Source organism: Natronorubrum amylolyticum, assembly GCF_052040145.1.
Lineage (GTDB): Archaea > Halobacteriota > Halobacteria > Halobacteriales > Natrialbaceae > Natronorubrum.
Window position 1 is genome coordinate 353,706 of record NZ_JBPPFW010000003.1, and the last position, 19,401, is coordinate 373,106.

16 protein-coding genes are annotated in these 19,401 nt (G+C 63.5%); 5 read left to right on the plus strand and 11 right to left on the minus strand.

The window, feature by feature from the left end:
• Positions 1–146 precede the first annotated feature (146 nt).
• The 5 genes from ACSFDB_RS13095 to ACSFDB_RS13115 form a co-directional block, all read right to left on the minus strand.
• On the minus strand, positions 147–1,463 hold the full coding sequence (locus tag ACSFDB_RS13095) for an ABC transporter ATP-binding protein (RefSeq protein WP_440771422.1): 1,317 nt from the start codon (positions 1,461–1,463) through the stop codon (positions 147–149).
• Entirely contained in the window at positions 1,460–2,743 is a 1,284-nt protein-coding gene (locus ACSFDB_RS13100) for an ABC transporter ATP-binding protein (protein WP_440771423.1), read from the minus strand. The genes ACSFDB_RS13095 and ACSFDB_RS13100 overlap by 4 nt, the downstream gene beginning before the upstream one ends.
• Before the next feature lies 1 nt (position 2,744).
• Positions 2,745–3,755: an ABC transporter permease gene (locus ACSFDB_RS13105; RefSeq protein ID WP_440771424.1), complete on the minus strand. Its 1,011-nt coding sequence runs from the start codon at positions 3,753–3,755 to the stop codon at positions 2,745–2,747.
• Positions 3,752–4,741, minus strand: a complete 990-nt coding sequence (locus ACSFDB_RS13110; RefSeq protein ID WP_440771425.1) for an ABC transporter permease — start codon at positions 4,739–4,741, stop codon at positions 3,752–3,754. The genes ACSFDB_RS13105 and ACSFDB_RS13110 overlap by 4 nt, the downstream gene beginning before the upstream one ends.
• Before the next feature lie 88 nt (positions 4,742–4,829).
• Positions 4,830–6,386: an ABC transporter substrate-binding protein gene (locus tag ACSFDB_RS13115; RefSeq protein ID WP_440771426.1), complete on the minus strand. Its 1,557-nt coding sequence runs from the start codon at positions 6,384–6,386 to the stop codon at positions 4,830–4,832.
• A 179-nt stretch (positions 6,387–6,565) separates the two neighbouring features.
• On the opposite strand from ACSFDB_RS13115, the gene ACSFDB_RS13120 reads away from it, so the two are divergent.
• The 3 genes from ACSFDB_RS13120 to ACSFDB_RS13130 all read left to right on the plus strand — a co-directional run bounded on the left by ACSFDB_RS13120 (position 6,566) and on the right by ACSFDB_RS13130 (position 8,271).
• Positions 6,566–7,201, plus strand: coding sequence for a ribonuclease H family protein (locus tag ACSFDB_RS13120; RefSeq protein ID WP_090303834.1), 636 nt, complete (start codon positions 6,566–6,568; stop codon positions 7,199–7,201).
• Positions 7,202–7,356: 155 nt separating this feature from the next.
• The gene (locus tag ACSFDB_RS13125; RefSeq protein WP_440771427.1) at positions 7,357–7,815 is read left to right on the plus strand and encodes a DUF2240 family protein; all 459 of its coding nucleotides are present in this window, start codon (positions 7,357–7,359) and stop codon (positions 7,813–7,815) included.
• Positions 7,816–7,893: 78 nt separating this feature from the next.
• Positions 7,894–8,271 carry a DUF7993 family protein gene (locus ACSFDB_RS13130; protein WP_440771428.1) on the plus strand — a complete coding sequence of 126 codons (378 nt, stop codon included), beginning with the start codon at positions 7,894–7,896 and terminating at the stop codon, positions 8,269–8,271.
• A 189-nt stretch (positions 8,272–8,460) separates the two neighbouring features.
• Here ACSFDB_RS13130 and ACSFDB_RS13135 read toward each other — a convergent pair whose 3' ends face one another.
• From ACSFDB_RS13135 to ACSFDB_RS13150, 4 genes are all read right to left on the minus strand, one after another.
• Complete coding sequence (locus ACSFDB_RS13135) at positions 8,461–11,025, minus strand: AsmA family protein (protein WP_440771429.1); 2,565 nt, start codon at positions 11,023–11,025, stop codon at positions 8,461–8,463.
• Positions 11,026–11,351: 326 nt separating this feature from the next.
• Entirely contained in the window at positions 11,352–12,023 is a 672-nt protein-coding gene (locus ACSFDB_RS13140) for an HAD family hydrolase (RefSeq protein WP_440771430.1), read from the minus strand.
• Positions 12,024–12,110: 87 nt separating this feature from the next.
• Positions 12,111–13,391, minus strand: coding sequence for a cation:proton antiporter (locus tag ACSFDB_RS13145; RefSeq protein WP_440771431.1), 1,281 nt, complete (start codon positions 13,389–13,391; stop codon positions 12,111–12,113).
• 35 nt (positions 13,392–13,426) lie between these two features.
• Positions 13,427–13,921 carry a cation:proton antiporter regulatory subunit gene (locus ACSFDB_RS13150; protein ID WP_440771432.1) on the minus strand — a complete coding sequence of 165 codons (495 nt, stop codon included), beginning with the start codon at positions 13,919–13,921 and terminating at the stop codon, positions 13,427–13,429.
• Between the two features lie 155 nt (positions 13,922–14,076).
• Here ACSFDB_RS13150 and ACSFDB_RS13155 point away from each other — a divergent pair, with 155 nt between their 5' ends.
• Both ACSFDB_RS13155 and ACSFDB_RS13160 read left to right on the plus strand, forming a co-directional pair.
• Positions 14,077–15,831, plus strand: coding sequence for a cation:proton antiporter domain-containing protein (locus ACSFDB_RS13155; RefSeq protein ID WP_440771433.1), 1,755 nt, complete (start codon positions 14,077–14,079; stop codon positions 15,829–15,831).
• Positions 15,824–17,518, plus strand: coding sequence for a cation:proton antiporter domain-containing protein (locus ACSFDB_RS13160; RefSeq protein WP_440771434.1), 1,695 nt, complete (start codon positions 15,824–15,826; stop codon positions 17,516–17,518). The genes ACSFDB_RS13155 and ACSFDB_RS13160 overlap by 8 nt, the downstream gene beginning before the upstream one ends.
• On the opposite strand, the gene ACSFDB_RS13165 is transcribed toward ACSFDB_RS13160, so the two are convergent.
• The gene (locus ACSFDB_RS13165; protein WP_440771435.1) at positions 17,515–17,706 is read right to left on the minus strand and encodes a hypothetical protein; all 192 of its coding nucleotides are present in this window, start codon (positions 17,704–17,706) and stop codon (positions 17,515–17,517) included. The two genes, ACSFDB_RS13160 and ACSFDB_RS13165, sit on opposite strands and share 4 nt — an antisense overlap.
• Positions 17,707–17,708: 2 nt before the next feature.
• Positions 17,709–19,247, minus strand: coding sequence for a TrkH family potassium uptake protein (locus ACSFDB_RS13170; RefSeq protein ID WP_440771436.1), 1,539 nt, complete (start codon positions 19,245–19,247; stop codon positions 17,709–17,711).
• Between the last annotated feature and the right edge of the window lie 154 nt (positions 19,248–19,401).

Below are 19,401 nucleotides of genomic sequence, written 5' to 3' on the forward strand. Positions count from 1 at the left end.
CTGCCAACACAGATTGGCTCCCCGATCCGAACGGTCGACGCTATGTTGGCACCGGTTACGCAACTCTCGGCTGTTTCAACGGTCATACCACCGATTCATCGATTCTGTAAGCCCGCCATTCCCCGACCCGGTATTCACACGTTCCATCAGGTCCACGAATCCGGTTCGGCAGTTCGCTCGCTGGCCTCGCCGTGGAGGTGGCAGGCGACCGGATGGTCCTCGGTTTCGAGTTCGGGGGAGTCCCGTTCGCAGACGCTCTCGTAGGACGCCCGCAGTCGATCGGCGGCGGCGTCCCAGTTCTCGTCGGCCAGTTCCGCAAGCGCTTCGTCGAGAATTTCGTCGTGACGCGGGGGAAGGTTCTCGTCGAGCAATCGCTCCTTCAGTGCCGCGACGAACCCGGGAACGTCCGCGGCGGGTATGCCGTCCTCGCCGCGCTCGAACCGGCCGTCGTCACCGACGGACTCGAGCGAGACGTCGCGGCTTTCGATCCGCTGGCGGACGGTCATGAGCTCGCGATAGGTATCCTGCTCGATATCGAGGTCCGCCGGCGGAATCACCATCGGACACCGCGTCCGGAACCGACAGCCGGAGGGAGGATCACGCGGCGAGGGGACGTCACCGGCGAGCGTCTCCCGCTCGCGCTCGTGTTCGTCCGTCGAGGCGCGCGGGACGCTCTCGAGTAAGGCCTGCGTGTAGGGGTGTCTCGGGTCCTCGAACAGCTCGTCGACGGGTCCGACCTCGACGATCTCGCCGAGGTACATCACGGCCACGCGGTCACAGACGTGGCGAATCACGGAGAGATCGTGGCTGATCAGCAGGTAGGTCAGATCGAACTCCGCTTGCAGGTCGTCGAGCAGGTTCAGCACCTGCGCCTGCACCGAGACGTCGAGCGCCGACGTCGGCTCGTCGAGGACGATGAACTCCGGCTCCAGGGCGAGTGCACGGGCGATCCCGATCCGCTGTCGTTGGCCGCCGGAGAACTCGTGAGGATACCGATCGAGCTGATCCGACGAGAGTCCGACGCGCTCGAGAAGGCTGCGAACGCGCTGTTGGCGCTCCTCGCCGGCACCGACGTCGTGGATATCGAGCGGCTGTCTGACGATCTCGCCGATCGTCATTCGCGGATCGAGACTCGAGAACGGGTCCTGGAAGACGACCTGGGCCTCCTGTCGGAACTCCGTGAGTTCGGATCCGTCCAGTTCGTAGACGTCGTGACCGTCGAACTCGACGGTTCCCCCGGTCGGATCCTGCAGCCGTAACAGGGTTTCGCCGGTCGTCGACTTACCACAGCCGGACTCGCCGACTAAGCCGAGGGTTTCCCCCTCGTGGATGTCGAAGCTCACGCCGTCGACGGCGCGAACGGGAACTGGCTCCTCACCGAGCAGCCGGTCGAGGATGGAGTCGTTCTCCCAGAAGTACTTCTCGAGGCCGTCGACGCGAACGAGCGGTCGATCGGTACTCACTGGTGCTCACCTCCGCTGGTCTCGGCGTGGGGAGCGGTTCGATCCTCCGGGTGCGCGTCGTCGGTCTCGTCGGAATCGACGTGCTTGTCCCCGGCCGGCCGCTCCGCGTCGTCGAAGTAGCCCGCGGGTACCGCCTCCGTTTCGTCGTACTCCGACTCGGCGAGGACACAGCGGGCCGTGTGATAGTCGCTCCCCCGAGCCGAGTACTCGGGCGGATGCTCGAGACAGCGTTCCATCGCCTTCGGGCAGCGATCGGCGAAGTGACACCGATCCCCCATCTCGTGATCCAGCAAGCTGGGAACGTTCCCGGGAATCGGCTCCAGTCGACCCCCCGCACCCTCGAGGTCGGGAACCGAGCCGAGTAGCCCCGCCGTGTAGGGGTGGACGTGGTCGTCGAAGACGTCCTCGAGCGTGCCGCGCTCGACGATTTCACCGGCATACATGACTCCGACGCGGTCGCACATCCGCGCGATGACGCCGAGGTTGTGCGTGATCAGCAGGATCGTCATCCCGGTCTCCGTCTGGAGGTCGTCGAGCAGGTCCAAAATCTGCGCCTGGATGGTCACGTCGAGCGCGGTGGTGGGCTCGTCGGCGACCAGAACGTCGGGTTCGCCCGCCAGTGCCTGAGCGATCATCGCCCGCTGGAGCATCCCGCCGGAGTACTCGTGTGGGTACTCGTCGGCCCGCTCGACCGGGTCGGGGATGCCGACCAGTTCGAGGAGTTCGACGGCCCGTTCGCGACTCTGTTCGCTGACGTACCGTCGGGACGGGACCACCGTCGAGAGGAGATACGAGCCAAACGAGTACTCGGACGACTGCGTCCGCGCTCGCGTCGAACGGGGGTTCGCACTCGCCCGGCGCTGGACCTCAACCGCCTCCGCGAGCTGTTCGCCCACCGTGAGACTCGGATTGAAACTGCTCTCGGGATCCTGAAAGATCATGCTGAAGGACGTCCCGCGGAGCGCGCTCCGGGTCCGTTCGGGCACCTCGAGGAGGTCGACGAACTCGCCGTCGACCGCGTCGGGGTGATCGTCTCGAACGGCCTCGGCCAACTCGGCGTCGTTGAACCAGATCTCCCCGTCGGTGATCTGACCCGGCGAGTCGATGAGATCCATGAGCGACCGCGCGGTGACGCTTTTCCCGCTCCCGCTCTCGCCGACGATGCCGAAGACCTCGCCGCGTTCGATCCGCAAGTCGAGATCGTCGACGGCGTTTACCTGCCCCTGTTCGGTGAAGAATCGAGTCGAGAGTCCGTTGACGCGGATGATATCGTCTGTCACGTTAGACACCTCCCTCTCCCTCGATGTTCGGGTCGAGGGCGTCCCGTAGCCAGTCGCCGAGCAGATTGATGCTGATCACGGCGAGCACGATCGCGACCCCCGGAATCGTCGAGATCCACCACGCGGTCCGAAGGTAGTCCTGTCCCTGGGCGATCTCGTACCCCCACGAGAGCGTCGTCCCGGAGAATCCGAGGTACGACAGGGAGCTCTCGAGGAGGATGATCGCCGCGACCTGAATCGTCGCGAGGACGATAATCGGCGTGAGACTGTTCGGCAGGACGTGTTTGCGCAGGATCGTCCAGTTGCTCGCGCCGAGACTTTTCGCCGCCTTGACGTACTCCTCGTTGCGAATCGAGAGCGCTTCGCCGCGTGCGACGCGGGCGAACCAGACCCAGTTGACGAGCGCGACGACGAGCGTCACGGTACCCGGTAAGACGGCGTACTCGGGCATCCCGTCGGCGAGGCCCGCCATCACGATCGGGTCGGGAATGTACTGGACGCTCCGTCCGAAGACGCCGATCAGCGCGATCGCGAGCACGAGCGACGGGAACGCCAGCATGATGTCGGCGATCCGCATCATGGAGTCGTCGGTCCGGCCGCCGAAGTAGCCCGCGACCAGCCCGAACGGGACCCCGACCGCCGCGGCCAGTCCGGTTCCGACTAGCCCGACTAGCAGCGACGTTCGGGCGCCGTACAGCACCCGCGAGTAGACGTCCTGGCCGAGGTTGTTCGTTCCGAGGACGTGCTCTCCGGTCGACTCGACCGTGTGGGGAACGCGTTCCCGGTCGCCGTCACTCTCCTCCCACGTGTGGGTTTCGTAGGTGGACCCGATCGGCGGGTAGGAGCTTCCCTCGTCGTCGAAGTGACCGGTCGTGCCCGGGTTGTGGGTGGCGAGAATCGGCGCGAACGTCGCGACCAGGATGATCACGATCGCGATCGAGAGCCCGATTTTCGCCATCAGACTCCGATCGAACTCCCGCTTCAGACTCGATTTGAGTCGATCCGAGATCATTCGTCGACCACCCGCGGGTTGAGGTACGCGTACAGCGCGTCCACGACGATATTGATGAGGACGAATCCGACGCCGATGAAGATGAGGATGCCCTGAATAACGGGCCAGTCACCCGCGTACAGCGCCGAGATCAATCTCGTTCCGAGTCCGGGCCAGTCGAACACCTGCTCGGTGATGACCGCCCCGCCGATCAACGTCCCGAGTTGGAGTCCGAGCACGGTGATGATCGGGATCATCGTGTTACGCAACACATGTTTGAACCGGATCAGGACGCTCGGAAGCCCTTTCGCTTCGGTCGCCGTCACGTACGGCTTTCCGAGTTCGTCGATCATCCCGCTGCGAGTCAACCGCGTAATAAGGGCCGTAAAATACGTTCCCAGCGTGATCGCCGGGAGCGTAATATGTCTGAACCATGTGATAATGTCGTTGAAGTATCCGGTCGTCACCAGCGCGATGATCGCATCCGAGAAACTGACCGGTCGTTGGCTCACGGGGAAGAGTCCGAACCGAACCGACAGCACCAGAATCAACATGATACCGAGCCAGAAGTTCGGGGTGCTTATCCCGACCAGCGAGAACGTTGTTGCACCGTAATCCGCCGGCTCGTGGCGTCTCGTGGCGCTGACGACGCCCAGCGGAATCGCGATCACGATCGCGACGACGGTCGCGGCGATCGCCAACTCGAGCGTCGCCGGGACGCGTTCGATGACCATGACGGAGACGTCGCGACGCGACTGGTAGGAGAAACCCAGATCTCCGACGAGAATACCCTGGAGGTAGTCCAGATACTGGATATAAATCGGTTCGTGTAAGCCCATCTCTTCGCGGATTCTGTCGCGGAGTTCCGGCGACGTCGAGGGATCCACGATCAGGTCGACGGGGTCGCCGGGTGCGATCGCTCTGAGACCGAACGTCACCGTGACGACGCCCCAGATGACGAACACACCCTGGAGGATTCGTTTGATGAGGAACTTGCCTGTAGACATCTAATACGTGTACGTTTTGCTGCTGTAGTGAACAAATATTGGATTACCACGCTACCGCCGCGACGTAGCTCTGCCGTGCGTTCGGCCGTTATCGCCCCATCTCGTCCAGGAAGATGCTCTCGTCGGCGCGCGGGTCCCAGTCGACGTCGGATCGGATCCCGTAGATGCTCTCCTCGCGGTGGAGGTAAACCCACGGCGCGGCCTCGTAGAGGTCGGCGTTGATCTCCTGGAGCAGTTCCTCCCGCTCGTCGGGATCGGCGGTCTGCTGACTCTCGAGGATTTTCTCCTCGATGTCCTCGTCGACGAAGTTGTACGCGGCCTGTCCCTCGACGAACCACGGAGCCAGTCCGTAATCTGCGTCGTACGTCGGGTTCCCCCAGCCGATGAGGAAGAAGTCGGGCGACGTCGACGGATCCGCGTCGAGCGACGACTCGGTGAGGCTCTCGAAGTCGGTAATTTGGAAGTTACAGTCGACGTTGTCGAGTTCGTTGATCTGTTGGGCCGCCGTCTCCGCGACTTCGGTGTCGTTGAGGTAACGACCTTCCGGGGACTCGAGGGTGATCTCAGCGCCTGCGTAGCCGCTATCCTCGACCAGAGATTCCGCCTCGTCGAGATCGTGTGGGTACGGGTCGAGATCCTCGTTGTAACCGAAAATACCCTCGGGGACCGGCTGCGTGCTCGGTTCGCCGAAGCCGTCCAGCACGTTGGTGATGATCGCGTCGACGTCGACGGCGTAGTTCATCGCCTGCCGGAACTCCTGGCTGTCGAACGGCTCGTCGTCGTTCGGCATCACCAGGAAGATGTTTCGGAGGCTGGTGACCTCCCGAATCTCGGCGTCGTCGACGTTGTCGAACGTGGCGACGTCGGACGGCGGTACGTTGACGATCAGGTCGCTCTCTCCGGTCTCGAGCTCCGAGACGCGCGTGCTCGCCTGATCTGCTCCGCGGAACCGAACTCGTCCGATGTCGGGGACGTCTCCCCAGTAGTCGTCGAACGTGGTGAGGATGATCTCCTCTCCCGGCGTGTAGTCTTCGACCTGGTACGGACCGGTTCCGTTCAGTTCCTCGTTTTCGGGCTGCTCTCGGTCTTCCATCCACTCCTCGCTGACGACGGTCGCGACGGTCGCGACGTTGAACTCGACGATGGACGGGACCGACTCGTGTTCGACCAGCACCGTCGTCTCGTCTTCGGCCTCGGCCCCGGTGACGCCGGGGTATCGGTCGGCCTGCTCGCTGGTGATGCCGACTTCCTCGTCGACGGCCCGATTGATCGTGTACGCGACGTCGGAGGCGGTCATCTCCTCTCCGTCGTGGAAGACGACGTCGTCGCGGATGGTCAGCTCCATCGTATTGTCGTCCGGGTGGTCCCACTCGGTGACGATCCGCTCTTCGAGCTCCCCCTCGTGCGTGATGTTCCACAGCGGCTCGTACACCTGATCGAGGACGTTGTAGGTCGGCGAGTCGTTGTGATTGTTCGGATCGACGGTCGAGGCGAACTCTCCCTGCGTGACGACGAACTCGTCGTCGCCGTCGCCGTTCGAGTCGTCGATACAGCCGGCGATGGCTGCGAGACCCGCGATACTCGTTGCTGCCCCGGTACGCCGAAGAAGGGCTCGGCGGTCAAGTGAATAATTGGCACCCTGCATACTCAATAGCAAACCGGATGATTATTTATAAATATTGGTATCTGCCAGTCCATATGCGGTGATATGTACACCGGTGTATAATTTTATGCAGCGAATGGGAAGTATAAACGTCCCACCGTTCCGTCTCACGGGGAGATTCCTGGGATAACTTTAAGAAACCTTCGACTCGTACTACGAGTATGGCCGCTCACGGCCGGTCCGCCCTGCGGGACCTGTTCGACGAGTCGCCCACACCCCACATCGCTCACCCGCCGCGGACCCATCATCGTGACTTCTACGTCGCTACCGATGGGTCCTTCCGGAAGGCGGGCGGTGGACTGGGCGCCGTCATCGAAACGCGCGACGGCACCCGTGTCGCACGCGTCGCGACCACGGATACGCCGCCGGACAACAACGTCGCTGAGTATCGAGCGCTGCATCTCGGACTCGACGTTCTGGCAGCGCGTGCGCCTCGAGACGCCCGCGTCGGCGTCCTCATCGACCACGATGCGCTCGCCAGTAACGTCAACAGCGCCATTCTCGCGACGAACCACCCGGACGGGAAAGCACCGCGTCCGATCTCCGTCCCGTCCGCGACCCGGTATCACTGGCGGGGCATCCAGGCGCGGCTCAACGGCTTCGGCGAGGTCCGGGCCGCGCGCATCGACAGCGACCAGAACCCCGCCCACCCGCTCGCGAACGCGCCGGACCAGTATCGACACGTCAACCGCGAACCGGATCGCTGTGTCCTCCCGGAGACGCCGGAACCGACCGCGACCGAGTTCCCGCCGCCGTCTCGAGCCAACCGCAACGGCGGCGGTCGCGCCTCCGACTGACGGCGAACCCCGACCGATCGCGTCGTCGCTCGAGGGTCGACCCGCTTCCTCGAGCGGGGATCGAACCCAGTCGGCTGCCCTCGAGCGGGACCGAACCGACCCGTCCGGCAGTCGGAACCGCCACCATTATCTCGTCGTTCGGGTCATCACAGTGCATGAGCCTTCGCGTCGCGATCGCGGCACCGTTCATCCAGAACGGGAGCCGACAGCTGCAGGAAAACGAACTCGTCGTCGCACTCTCGCTCGACCGCGACTGGTTCTCCCCCGACCAGTCCAAACGGCTGATCGATATCGCGACGCGCGAGGGACTGCTCGAGCCGGTTGACGACGGTCTCGAGGTCACGTTCGACCCCGCCGACGTAACGGTTCCCGACGAGTTCGTCCCCGACGAGGACCTCCTGCAGGAACGCTCCGCGTTCGAGCGCGTCCTCGATACGCTCGTCGCGGCGGGCGTGGAGAAACACGAGGCCGTCGGCGCGATCAACACGCTGCAACAGGACCTCGGCGTCACGATCGAAACCGCCGCCGTCGTCTACGCCCGCCGCGAGGGGATCGACGTGACCGACCTGGTCCCCGTCGCGCGGGCGGCGCTGAACGACGGCGAGACCTCGTAGGCGTCTCGACGCGGACGAGGTCGCCGCGAACAAATCGGAAGCCGAAGCGCGTTAGTTTCCGGCCGACCGATGTCCGCCATGGTCGAGTCGCGGATCACCGACGGCCGCCGAATCGCCGAACTGCTCGCCTCCGAACTCGACGGCCGCGAGGACGGCACGCTCGAGTCGACGCGCGTCACGAACGCGGATCGCGACGTCGAGCCGACGGCTGACGGCTCGCGCGCGTACGATGTAACTTATGATGGCGAGCGGATCGCACGGGTGTTCGTTCACGACGACCGCGCGCGCCTCGAGTTCGAGGCCGAACAGGACGTCGCAGCGGAGACGGCTGCAGACCTCGAGTTGCGCGTGCGCCCGAAGGCGACGGAGCCGCCGCGGACGCTCGTGTTTGTCGAAAGCGGTGCGGCGGTGAAGCGGGCGACGGACGTCGTGCAGGCGGTGAACCGGTCGTCGTAACGAGTAGCGGGTGCTGCCCGCTCGTCGCCGCGTCTCTCTCGTTGAATACTACTGGTCGTAACGGGCTTCGAACCCCGCAAAAATGGCACCCGCGAATCTGTCGGCACCTCGTACGGACCGTTGTACGTCATTTCCGGAGCAACCGCGAGCCGTCCCGCGAGTTCCGGTAACTCGGTACAGCGGACCGTCTCAGTAGTCGTCGGGGTCGATACGGTCGGAGTTGGCGTAGACGAACGCCGTCCCCTCCTCGAACGAGAGATCGGTGATCGAGCCGGCGTAACGGAAGCGGTGGTAGCCGTCCTCGATCTCGCCGCTGGCCGTACCGTCCGAGTCCACCGTCGCGTGCCGACTCGAGGCGTCCCAGGCGATCGTCTCGATCCGGCCGTCGACGCTCACGTCGTAGGCGGCCGGCGAGCCGTTGCCGACGACCGTCAGGATGTGTGGCAGTTCGTCGCCGTACTCGCTGGGATCGATCCGCTCGCCGTCGAGCGAGACGCGAGCCGAGCCGTCGATCGTGATCGACTCGAGGTCGCCGCTGAAGCTGAACGCGTCGCGCCAGCCGTTGATCGTACCGGTAACGTGTCCGCCGTCGATCTCGGTGTCGTCATTGATCGACGACCCCTGGTCCGTCGTCGGTTCGACGTCGCCGCTGACGACGAATTCGTACTTGGTCTTGCCCGAAGCGCCGACCCCGTCGATCAGTAGCGTTCGATCGAGGTCGCCGTCGTGCCACGGCATGTCACCTTTCCATCCGTCGCCCGTCGCACCGGAGAGGGGGTAGCGACTGAGATGTGATTGCTGGTCGTTGACGATCGGTTCCGCCGGGCCCTCGACGGTGACGTCGACGAGCAGCGTGTCGAACTCCCAGGCGTGGCGGCCGTCGACGACGCGGCCCGCGGCGCGGGTTCCGTCGTCGCTGACCCACATGTAGTCGTCCTCGATAGTCGCGCCGTTGTACGTCGACGGAACGATAGTGCTGCCGTCTTCGATCTCGAAGTAGTAGTCGGTCGGCTCCGACTCGCCCTCGGCGACGAACTCGTAGGTGTGCTCGCCGGAGGTGTGCCACGGCATGTCGCCCTTCCACTCGTCCCCGGTTGCACCGGAGAGCGGATAGCGACTGAGGTGTGACTGCTGGTCGTTGACGATCGGTTCGGCCGGCCCTTCGACGGTGACGTCGACGAGCAGCGTATCGAACTCCCAGGCGTGACGGCCGTCGACGACGCGACCGGCGGCTCGCGTGCCGTCGTCGCTGACCCACATGAAGTCGTCCTCGATGGTCGCCCCGTTGTACGTCGACGGGACGATAGGACTCCCATCCTCGATCTCGAAGTAGTAATCCGTCGGCTCGTCTTCGCCCTCGGCGACGAACTCGTAGGTGTGTTCGAACTCGTGGTCGTCCTCGTCGTCGCCGTCGTCCTCTTCGGGTTCGTCGGCTTCCTCCTCGTCGTGCCACGGCATATCGCCCTTCCAGCCGTCGCCGGTCGCGCCGGAGAGCGGGTAGCGATCGAGGTTCGAGTCGACGTCGTTGACGACCGCGTGGGCGGGGCCCTCGACAGTCGCGTCGATGATGTTGGTATCGAACTCCCAGGCGTGGCGGCCGTCGACGACGCGGCCCGCGGCACGGGTTCCGTCGTCGCTGATCCACATCAAGTCGTCCTCGACGGTCGCGCCGTTGTACGTCGAGGGCTCGATCGGTCCGTCCTCGATTTCGAAGTAGTAGTCGGTCGGTTCGTCCTCGCCCTCGGCGACGAACTCGTAGGTGTGTCGAAGGTCCTCGTAGTCGCCGCGAGGCTCGATCGAGCCGCCGGAGCTGCCCGATGCGGCCGCTTCGGCCGACGTGGGGACGCCGTCCGGGATCGAGAGATCGGGGGTGGAGCCCGCTCGAGACGTGTCGACTCTCCCCTGTGTTCCACCGGAGATGTTCCCGCCGTCGAGAACGATCCGTCCGTTCTGGTGGGTGATCGCCGCGGCGCCGTACGATCCGGCGGCGAAGTTGCAGTCCGTGGCGGTCATCGTCTGGTTGCCCCAGTGCCACAGCGGTCGGCCGTGACTCTCGGAGTAGTTCCCCCAGCGACCGTAGCTCGTCGAGTAGTCCGTGTTGTCGTTGTACGCCACGCAGTTCTCGAGCGTGTCGCGGCCGGATCCCGTCCGGAACGTGGTGACGCCGTTGTTCTTCCCGTAACAGTTGGTCCAGTGGACGCTGCCGCCGTGGGCAGTGTTGGAACAGTAAAAGCCGTTGTTCGGGTAGCCTTGGACGTTCATTCGATCGAACTCGACGCGGCAGTTCGCGCTCCGGTGGTAGAAGATGGCGCCGGGGCCGTGAACGAAGCTTTCGCCTCGTTTGTTCGCGCCGTCGCCGATGTAGACGTTCTCGAAGGTGACGGTACCGCCGGTGTTCGTGATCGAGAAGATGAAGCTGCTTCCCTGATAGAGCCCCTCGACCCCGACGTTGCGGATTGTAGCCGCGCCCTCGACGACGACGGTGATGCTCCCGCCACCGGTGACGTCGATGAGTTTGTTCTCCCACGTCTCGTTGCCGAGACGGATCGTCTGTCCGCGGGCGGTAATGACGTCGTAATCGTCACCGCTCGCACTCGCCGCACCGGCCGCTGCGGTCGCCGCCGCCGTCGTTGCACCGGCGAGTTTCAGGTACGAACGACGGTCAAGCAACGTGTTATTATCTGCGTAATCGCCGCTAAACGCCCGCTTGCCGCCGTTTTTACCGCCATCCGATTCTGCAGTATCGCGTGCCATACGATCCTGTAATTCTCTGTTTTCTATATAAGCTTTCTCCCTTAAAAATGAATAAAATAAACAGAATGTCCTTGTATCGTGACTAAAGATAAAATTATGATGGGGCCTGGTTCACTATTTTTTATATATTGTGGGGTTTGTGCCGACTGAGCGGTGGGAGCTACTCTCGACCGAGGGACCTACGGCTCCAGACGACAGAGAGCCGTTCGGCTGCCGGACGAGTGCGTTGCGTCCGATGCGTTCGACGTACCGACTACAATCAGCTATTGACGACCCGCTCTCGAGGTGGCACTCACACGGTAGACCGCTTCAAGCGGTGCGTTCGCTCACTTGGCCGGAGAATCGATTGCGTCGAGAATCTGCGGCAGTTCCGCGGCGATAGCCGACTGGTCGACGTGATCGGCAGCTCGCGGGTCGGGACCCGGCCCGTCCTCGAGTAACACCTGTACGACGTCCATCCCGGCGTTCGTCGCCCCGTAGACGTCGGCTTCGACCTCGTCGCCGACGTAGACGACGTCAGCGGGATCGACGTCGAGTTCGGCGGCGATCGCCTCGAACGCGCGGCGATCCGGTTTCCCGGCCTCGAGTTCGCCCGTCACGAGCGCCGCGTCGAAGGCGCGCTCCCAGCCGAGCGTCGCGATCTTGTCCCGCTGGGCGCGGACCGGCCCGTTGGTGAGCAGTCCGACGCGGTACTCCGAGCGAAGCTCCTCGAGCATCGCTTCGACGCCGGGCAGCGCCTCGAGCGAGGCTGCGATCGTCTCGCGGTAGGCGTCGGCGACAGCGGCCGGGTCCGCGTCGGTCTCCCGGCCCTCGAGCAGATCCGCGAAGATGGGTTCGCGCGTCTCGCGGGTGAGGTTTCGCCGGTGGGCCTCGAGGTAGGCCTCGCGAGTCAGCGCCGGCGCGCCGGCTTCGGCGGCGGCCCGCTGGAGGATAGTCGTTCGGTCCTGCGTGGGCACGGCGAGCGTGTAATCGAGGTCAAAGACGACCGCCCGTGGCATGGAAGTCACCGGGCGCTCGAGGAGGTTGAAGCTATCCCTTCTGCTCGGCGCGTGAAGCGGAAACGGTACCGAAACTCGAGTAAACGGTCAGTCGTCGCTCGGCTGTGGCGTCGGCTCGGATCTGGCCTCGAGTCGCGGGACGACGACGGACTCGATCTTTCCGGAGTACTGCATGAGCGTGGTTCCGAGGATGCTCATGAACAGCACGTAGCCGACGGCGAAGGCGTAGATGTCGTTCGCGACGCCCTCCGCCAGACCGGTTCCAGCCCCGGCGAGCGCGATGCTCGCGATGATGAGCGAGAACTCGCCGCGGGTGGTCATCCCGAGTCCGACGCGGACCGATCGACGCTCGTTGAGACCGTAGACCTGTCCACCGATGTAGCCGCTGACCAGCTTCGACGGGGCCGTCAGCACGACGGCTGCCGCGATGATCCAGAGGACGTCGAGGAACAGCGTCGGATCCGTAATCAGGCCGATCCAGAAGAAAAACACCGCTGCAAAGGTGTCCCGAACCGGTTCGAGCAGGTTCTCGAGGTCGTGGACGTGGGTGGTCGAGGAAAAGGCCATACCGACGAAGAACGCGGCGACGGCCTCGCTGACCCCCAGCGCGAGTGCGGCTCCCGAGACCAGCACCGTGATCCCGAGCGCCCGGAGCACGATGAATTCGTGGGAGTCGGTCTCGAGGCTTCGCTGGAACCACTCCGTACCGAAGTATACGAGCAGGAGCAAGACGAGGATGAAGCCGACCGCGATTCCGATCTGGCCCAGTGCCTCGCCGACGTCGCCGCCGCCGAGGACGAGCGCCGAGGCGATGGCCAGATAGACCGCGATGAACAGATCCTCGTAGACCAGCGTGCCGAGCATCGGATCGGATTCGTCGTTGGCGATCCAGCCGAGATCGATCAACGACTTGGTGATAATCGCACTCGAGGAGATGTAGACGATCCCGGCGGTGAGGAACGCGGGAAGGAACTCCCCGAAGAGAACCCAGCCGAGGACCAGCCCGATCCCGAAGTTGATCCCAAGGTCCCACGTGCCTGCCTTCCCGATCTTCTCTTTGGCCGCGATCAGGCGCTCGAGATTGAACTCGAGACCGAGGAAGAATAGCAACATGACGATCCCGAGTTCAGCACCGAGGTGAATGAAGTCGGTTTCGACGAGCGCCAGTTCCGAGCCGTGAGGGATCAGATCCGTGCCGAGCAGTGCGGGGAAGTCGATGTCGCCAAGCACGTACTCGCCGAGGAGCATCCCGATAACGATGTAGAACGGGATTACCGACTGGTTGATACGGTTCGCGAGGAGTCCCGCGAGAGCAACGGCCGCAAAGAGGACGCCAATATCGATCAGTGCCGTCGTTTCAGTCGCCACTCTCTGTCACCTCCAACGTCGTCAGCATCGATGCGTCAGGCTCCACTCTTTTCGCCGAGCAGTTTCTCGAACTCGATACAGTCCTCGCGGTCGCCGACGACGACGAGCGTGTCGCCGGGCTCCATCACGGTCTCGGGTGTGGGTGGCGTGATGAGTTCGTCGTCTCGCTGGACCGCGATAATCGAGACGCCGACCCGTTCTCGAATTTGTGCATCAGAAATACTCTTGCCGGCAATTTCGGCGTCTTTCGTCACGCCGTACCACTCGATGAACGTGTTGTCCGACAGCATCGTCTCCACCCGATCGGTCTGGACCGGCTGGAAGTACGCGCCCTCGAGGATCGTCCCGATCTTTCTGGCGAGACGATCGGAGGCCTCGAACACCTTTTTGCTGTCAGCGTCCTCGTTTTCCTTCGTGTAGACTTCCCGTTTCCCCGTGTTGTGGGTCACGATGACGAGTCGCTCCCCGTTCTCGAGCTCGACCTCGTATTTCTTCCCTACGCCGGGGAGATTGCTTTCGTAGATCGTCATACATCTGTAGCTATCGGCCTCTCACTTAAAATGGTTGAGACGGACGCTCTGCATGTCGTCATCGACCGCCGAACGGAATCTCGTCGACCGGTCACGAGCCCCGAATAGAATCGCTTTCGGAACTATTAATCGATTCGAATAGAACGATCAACCGAATGGTCTCCGAGATAGCGCTTACTGTCGATTTCGCTATCATCTTACTGGGTGCGACACTCGCTGGATTCATCGCAAAGCAGACGGGACAGCCGACGATCATCGCCTACATTCTCGCGGGGGTGGTCCTCGGTCCGGCGGCCCTAGATCTCATCGGCGTCAGCGAACTCACCGAGTTGCTCTCCGAACTCGGACTCGCCTTTCTCCTCTTCTTGCTCGGGATCAAGATGCGACTCGACGAGATTCAACACGTTCTCACACCGATCGTCAAGATTTCGCTCCCGCAGATGGCCGCCGTCTTTCTCGCGGGTGCGGCCATCTCGCTTGCGCTCGGGTTCGGCCTCCTCGAGTCGTTCCTGATCGGCCTCGCGGTGATGTACAGCTCCACCGCGGTCGTGATCAAGATGCTCACCGACAAGGACGAGGCGACCTCGCTACACGGCAAGATCGACGTCGGCGTGTTGCTCGTCCAGGACGTCGTCGTCGTCATTATTCTGGCGGTGCTCGCGGCGGGACGGCCGGAGAGCCTCGGCGAGGTTGCGACGACGCTCGGCGTCGTGCTCGTCCTCGTTGCGCTCGTTACCGTCGTGGCCGTCGGTGCCTCCCAGACCGTGTTACCGGTCGTCTTCAGACGGATCGCCGACAACAAGGAGGTGTTCTTCCTCATCGCCATCTCGTGGGCGTTCCTGTTCGTCTTCGTCTCCGACAACATCAACCTCTTTCTCGCTCCACTGGGTATCGAAGCCTACCTCTCGATCGAGATGGGCGCGTTCATGGCCGGGCTGGCCATCGCCCAACTCCCTTACAGCAAGGAGTTACAGGACCGGGTCAACCCGCTGACCGACCTGTTCGTCATGGTGTTTTTCGTCTCCGTCGCGCTCGACCTCGAGGCGAGCCAACTGCTCGCCTACTGGCAAGAGGCGATCATCGCCGCGCTACTCTTGATGCCGATCAAGTTCCTCGTCTTCTTCTCCCTGCTCGACTGGCAGGGGTTCGACACCGAGACGACGTTCCTCGGGAGTATCAACATGATCCAGGTCAGCGAGTTCGGGATCATCGTCGCCGCCGTCGCATTCGAGGGCGGCTTCATCAACGCGGAGGTGCTCGGCTTCATGACCTTGCTCGCGATCTTCACGATGGCGGTCTCGGTCTACTTCATCGAGTTCAGCCATCCGCTGTTCGAGCGGTTCGAACCGACGATCCGTCGGTGGAGCTCCGACGGCGAGTTCGAGGGCGGCAAGCGGGAGTACCGCGATCACGCGATCGTCGTCGGCTACGACGACGTAACGCGAAACGCGCTCCCGCTGCTCGCCGACCACTACGAGGACGTCGTCGTCGTCGACAGGACCGTCGATCACATCGAGGCCCTTGAGGCGGAGGGGTACGACGCCATCTACGGCGACTTCCGCAACGCGACGATTCGAAAGGACGCGGCCGTAAAGAAGGCAGATTTCGCACTCTCCTCGTCGGTCGAGCCTGCGGTGAACAAGGCGCTGCTGAGAGAGGTCAGCGACGACGCGACGGTGTTCGTCGAGGCCGAGCGCGTCGAGGACGCGCGCGAGCTCTACGACAGGGGCGCCCACTGCGTGATCATGACGCCGCATCTCGCGGGTGAACGACTCGCGGACTACCTCCGGGCGTACCTCGCGGAGGACGAACGCCTCGAGAAGGTAATGGACGGCGACGTCGAACTACTCGCGAGTTCGGAGCCGTTCCCAGATACGTACGAGCGACTCGGGGGTGGACTCAATGACTGAACTGCTCACCGCCGTCTCGATCATGTTCATCGTGGCCGGGCCGTTCCTGCTGGTCGCCAACCGATTCGATCTCCCAACCGTTCCCTTGCTGGTTCTCGCGGGGATCGTCGCCGGCTTCGGATTGGACGCCTTCGGGATCGACGAAGCGCTCACGCTCGAGCTCGCACAGTACGGCATCGCGCTGCTCGTGTTCGCCTTCGGCGTCGAGATCGATATCTCCGCCGTCCGGATGGTGATCGTCGACAGCGAAATCGCCGCGCTCGCCCAGGTTCTCGTCGTCGGCTCGCTCGGGTTCGGGCTCGGCGTCCTCCTCGGAGTCCCGCCACGCGAAGCGATCTTCTTCGGTGCAGCGGCGGCGCTCTCGTCGACGATCGTCGGCACCGCACTGCTGCAGACGGAAATCAACACGAATCTGATCCACGGGCGTCTGGCCAGATCGATCCACTTCTCGCAGGACCTGCTGGCGATCCTGTTCGTACTCGTCTTGAGCGTCGGCACGCTCGATCCCGGTCCCGTCGCGACGGTGATCGGCTACGGACTGGCGCTGCTCGTCGCTGCGGTGCTCGTCAACCGGTTCCTGTTCGGCGCAATCGGCCGACTCGCGGACGACTCGGACGAACTCATGGTCCTCGGCGTCGTCTCTTTGCTCGCGCTCTTCGTCGGCGCGGCCGAGTACGCCGGCATTTCGATCGCCGTCGGCGCGTTCGCCGCCGGGCTCGCCGTTCGACACGACCCCGTCGAGTACCTCGGGCTGTTCAACGGCCTCGAGTCGATCAAGGACTTTTTCGTTGCCATCTTTTTCCTGACGATCGGTGCGCTCGTCGTTCTGCCGTTCGTCGACGTCGGCTGGACCGACTCCGTCGAGAAGCTCCTCCTCGCGGGCGGGCTCGTCCTCCTGACCGTCGTGGTGAAGCCGGCGATCACCACGGCGATCCTGGTCTCCCGCGGCTACGAGACGCGGTCGGCGACGCTGGCCAGTCTCAGCAGCGATCAGGTCAGCGAGTTCGCGCTGATCATCGCGATCGAAGCGCTGATACTCGGGCTGTTGACGCAGTCGGTGTTCGACGCGATCATCTTCGCCGCCGCAGTGACGATGGTGGTCTCGAGTTTTACACAGCGCTACGACGAACGGATCTACCGCGCGCTGAACGACTTCGGTGTGCTCTCCGCCAACCACGAGAAGATCGACGAACTGAGCGACGTTCCGGCCGAACTCTCCGACCACGTGATCATCGTCGGCTACGGTCGACACGGCCGGAAACTGATCGAGGCCTGCGAGGACGCCGATCGGCAGTACGTCGTCATCGAGAACGACCCGGCTCACAGGGAGGCGGTCGTCACGGAGTGTCGCAACTACGTGTTCGGCGACGCGATGGAGCGATACGGCTGGGAGAAAGCACGGGTCGACGACGCGCGGATCATCGTCTCGACGGTCGATTCCGACGCCGTCTCACGGCGGCTCCTCTCGTTCGAGTTCGACGCGGATATCACGCTGCGAGCCAGCGACCGAACGATCGCCCTCGAACTGCTCGAGGCGGGCGCGCTGTACGTCAGCCAGTCGGACGTCCTCGCCGGCCAGCAACTCGTCTCCCAGATTCGGCGCCTGCTCGACGGAGAGTGGACGCCCGCGGAGCTCCGGGACGAGCACCTAGCCGAACTGAACTCCCATTCGCACTCCGACTCTTAACACTTCCGCGGGCCTCGATTTCTTCTCGAGGACGCCCACACTCGGTCCGTGCGCGTCGCGAGTCCGTACCGATCGAGTGTCTGGAAGTACTCCAGTTGCGCTCGCTCGAGCGCGTCGAGATCAGTCCGGCCGGCAGTGAGCTCCACGACGGTCGCGACCAGCTGTTCGCCCGCGAGCACGTCAGGCACGGTTACCGCTTCCAGAACGCACCCGTAAAGAGGACGAGCACCGGAATAATCTCGAGTCGGCCGACCCACATCAGGAAGATCATCAGCAGTTTCGAGGACGTCGGGAACTCGAGGTAGCTGCCGAACGGGCCGAGCGTCCCGAATCCCGGCCCGATGTTCCCGATGGTCGCGATGCTCGCGCTGATGGCCTCGAGGATGGAGATCGAGTAGCCGGCTCGGGCCGCGTCGAGTACGATGAACACCGTCGCGAAGACAAAGAGGAGCAGATACAGGAGCGTAAAACCGAGCACGCCGCGGATGACGTCTTCGTCCACGACGTAGCCGCCGAGGCGAATCGGTTTGACACCCTCGGGGTGGGCGGCCGTGAACAGTTCCCGTCGGGCCACTTTCCAGACGACCAGCCACCGGATGACCTTGATCCCGCCGCCGGTCGAGCCGGCGCTTCCGCCGATGAACATCGCGAACAGGAGGACGATCTGGCCGCTCGTATCCCACTCGGCGAAGTCGCTCGTCGCGAATCCCGTCGAGTTCATCAGGGAGCTGATCTGGAACGCGGCCTGCCGAAGTGCCGGTTCGGTCGTCCCCTCGGTCGTCCCACCGAGTTGCCCCAGTGGCGGTGCTGCACCGCTGTACAGCAGTGCGCCGAGAACGCCGATCAGGGCAGCGATCGCACCAGCGTAGGCTCGGAACTCGGTGTTTTGGATGAATCGGCGGGGCTCACCGTGAAGGACGTACCAGAAGAGAGCGAAGTTCGTTCCCGCGATGACCATGAAGGGGATAATGACCCACTGGACGACTGCGGCGAAGGCTGCGATACTGTTCGCTTCGGGTGAAAATCCGCCGGTCGGCAGGGTTGTAAAACCGTGGGCGACCGCGTTGTAGAAGTGCATGTTGGGTGCCAGCCCGACGAGGTGAAGCCCGTAGAGCAGCCCGATGAGGACGATGGTAAACCCGAAGTAGACGAGCCAGAGAATACGGGCTGTCTCGGCGATCTTCGGCGTGAGCTTCTGGAACTCCGGCCCGGGTGCCTCAGTCCGAATGAGTTGGGCACCGTTGACGGCGAGCTCCGGCAAGATCGCGATCATCAGAACGATGATTCCCATCCCGCCGAGCCACTGGGTGAGCTGTCGCCACATCATGATCGCGTGGGAGTGGCGATCGGTCGAGATCTCGCCCAGTACGGTCGCTCCTGTGGTCGTAAACCCGGACATCGACTCGAAGAGCGCGTTCACCGGATGCCTGAGCGTCGATTCGGTGCCGTAGCCCGCGATGAGGTACGGAACTGCGCCGATGACCGCGACGGCGAACCACGCGAGTGCGACCAGCAACAGTGCTTCCCGCGGTTTGAGGTCCGGATTCGGATCGAGTCGCTCGAGGAGGTACCCGATGGTGACGGTAATCACGATGGCAGCGACGAAGACGAGGATATCTTCCTGGTAGACGACGGCGACGATCAGTGGCACTAGCAGTGCGAGGGCGAGATACTTGCAGACGGTCCCAGTGAGGGAGACGCTTGCCCGCCAATCGACGCGTACACTCATGCGGTCATACCCGGTGCCGTCGACGACATGATCATCCGGAGCTGTCGGTCGTTTATCGTTGCACTGTAATCGATTCCAACTGTGGATGATCGGTGCCGAGACGAGGCGAGACGGCTCGACACCGGCGTGTCGACCACGGTCGGTCGTTCGTACC

Bases quoted from the DNA above. Each gene is read 5' to 3' on its own strand.
- ACSFDB_RS13105 (WP_440771424.1), bottom strand. From the start codon at position 3,755: ATGATCTCGGATCGACTCAAATCGAGTCTGAAGCGGGAGTTCGATCGG.
- ACSFDB_RS13110 (WP_440771425.1), bottom strand. From the start codon at position 4,741: ATGTCTACAGGCAAGTTCCTCATCAAACGAATCCTCCAGGGTGTGTTC.
- ACSFDB_RS13115 (WP_440771426.1), bottom strand. From the start codon at position 6,386: ATGCAGGGTGCCAATTATTCACTTGACCGCCGAGCCCTTCTTCGGCGT.
- ACSFDB_RS13120 (WP_090303834.1), top strand. From the start codon at position 6,566: ATGGCCGCTCACGGCCGGTCCGCCCTGCGGGACCTGTTCGACGAGTCG.
- ACSFDB_RS13125 (WP_440771427.1), top strand. From the start codon at position 7,357: ATGAGCCTTCGCGTCGCGATCGCGGCACCGTTCATCCAGAACGGGAGC.
- ACSFDB_RS13130 (WP_440771428.1), top strand. From the start codon at position 7,894: ATGGTCGAGTCGCGGATCACCGACGGCCGCCGAATCGCCGAACTGCTC.
- ACSFDB_RS13135 (WP_440771429.1), bottom strand. From the start codon at position 11,025: ATGGCACGCGATACTGCAGAATCGGATGGCGGTAAAAACGGCGGCAAG.
- ACSFDB_RS13140 (WP_440771430.1), bottom strand. From the start codon at position 12,023: ATGCCACGGGCGGTCGTCTTTGACCTCGATTACACGCTCGCCGTGCCC.
- ACSFDB_RS13150 (WP_440771432.1), bottom strand. From the start codon at position 13,921: ATGACGATCTACGAAAGCAATCTCCCCGGCGTAGGGAAGAAATACGAG.
- ACSFDB_RS13155 (WP_440771433.1), top strand. From the start codon at position 14,077: ATGGTCTCCGAGATAGCGCTTACTGTCGATTTCGCTATCATCTTACTG.
- ACSFDB_RS13160 (WP_440771434.1), top strand. From the start codon at position 15,824: ATGACTGAACTGCTCACCGCCGTCTCGATCATGTTCATCGTGGCCGGG.
- ACSFDB_RS13170 (WP_440771436.1), bottom strand. From the start codon at position 19,247: ATGAGTGTACGCGTCGATTGGCGGGCAAGCGTCTCCCTCACTGGGACC.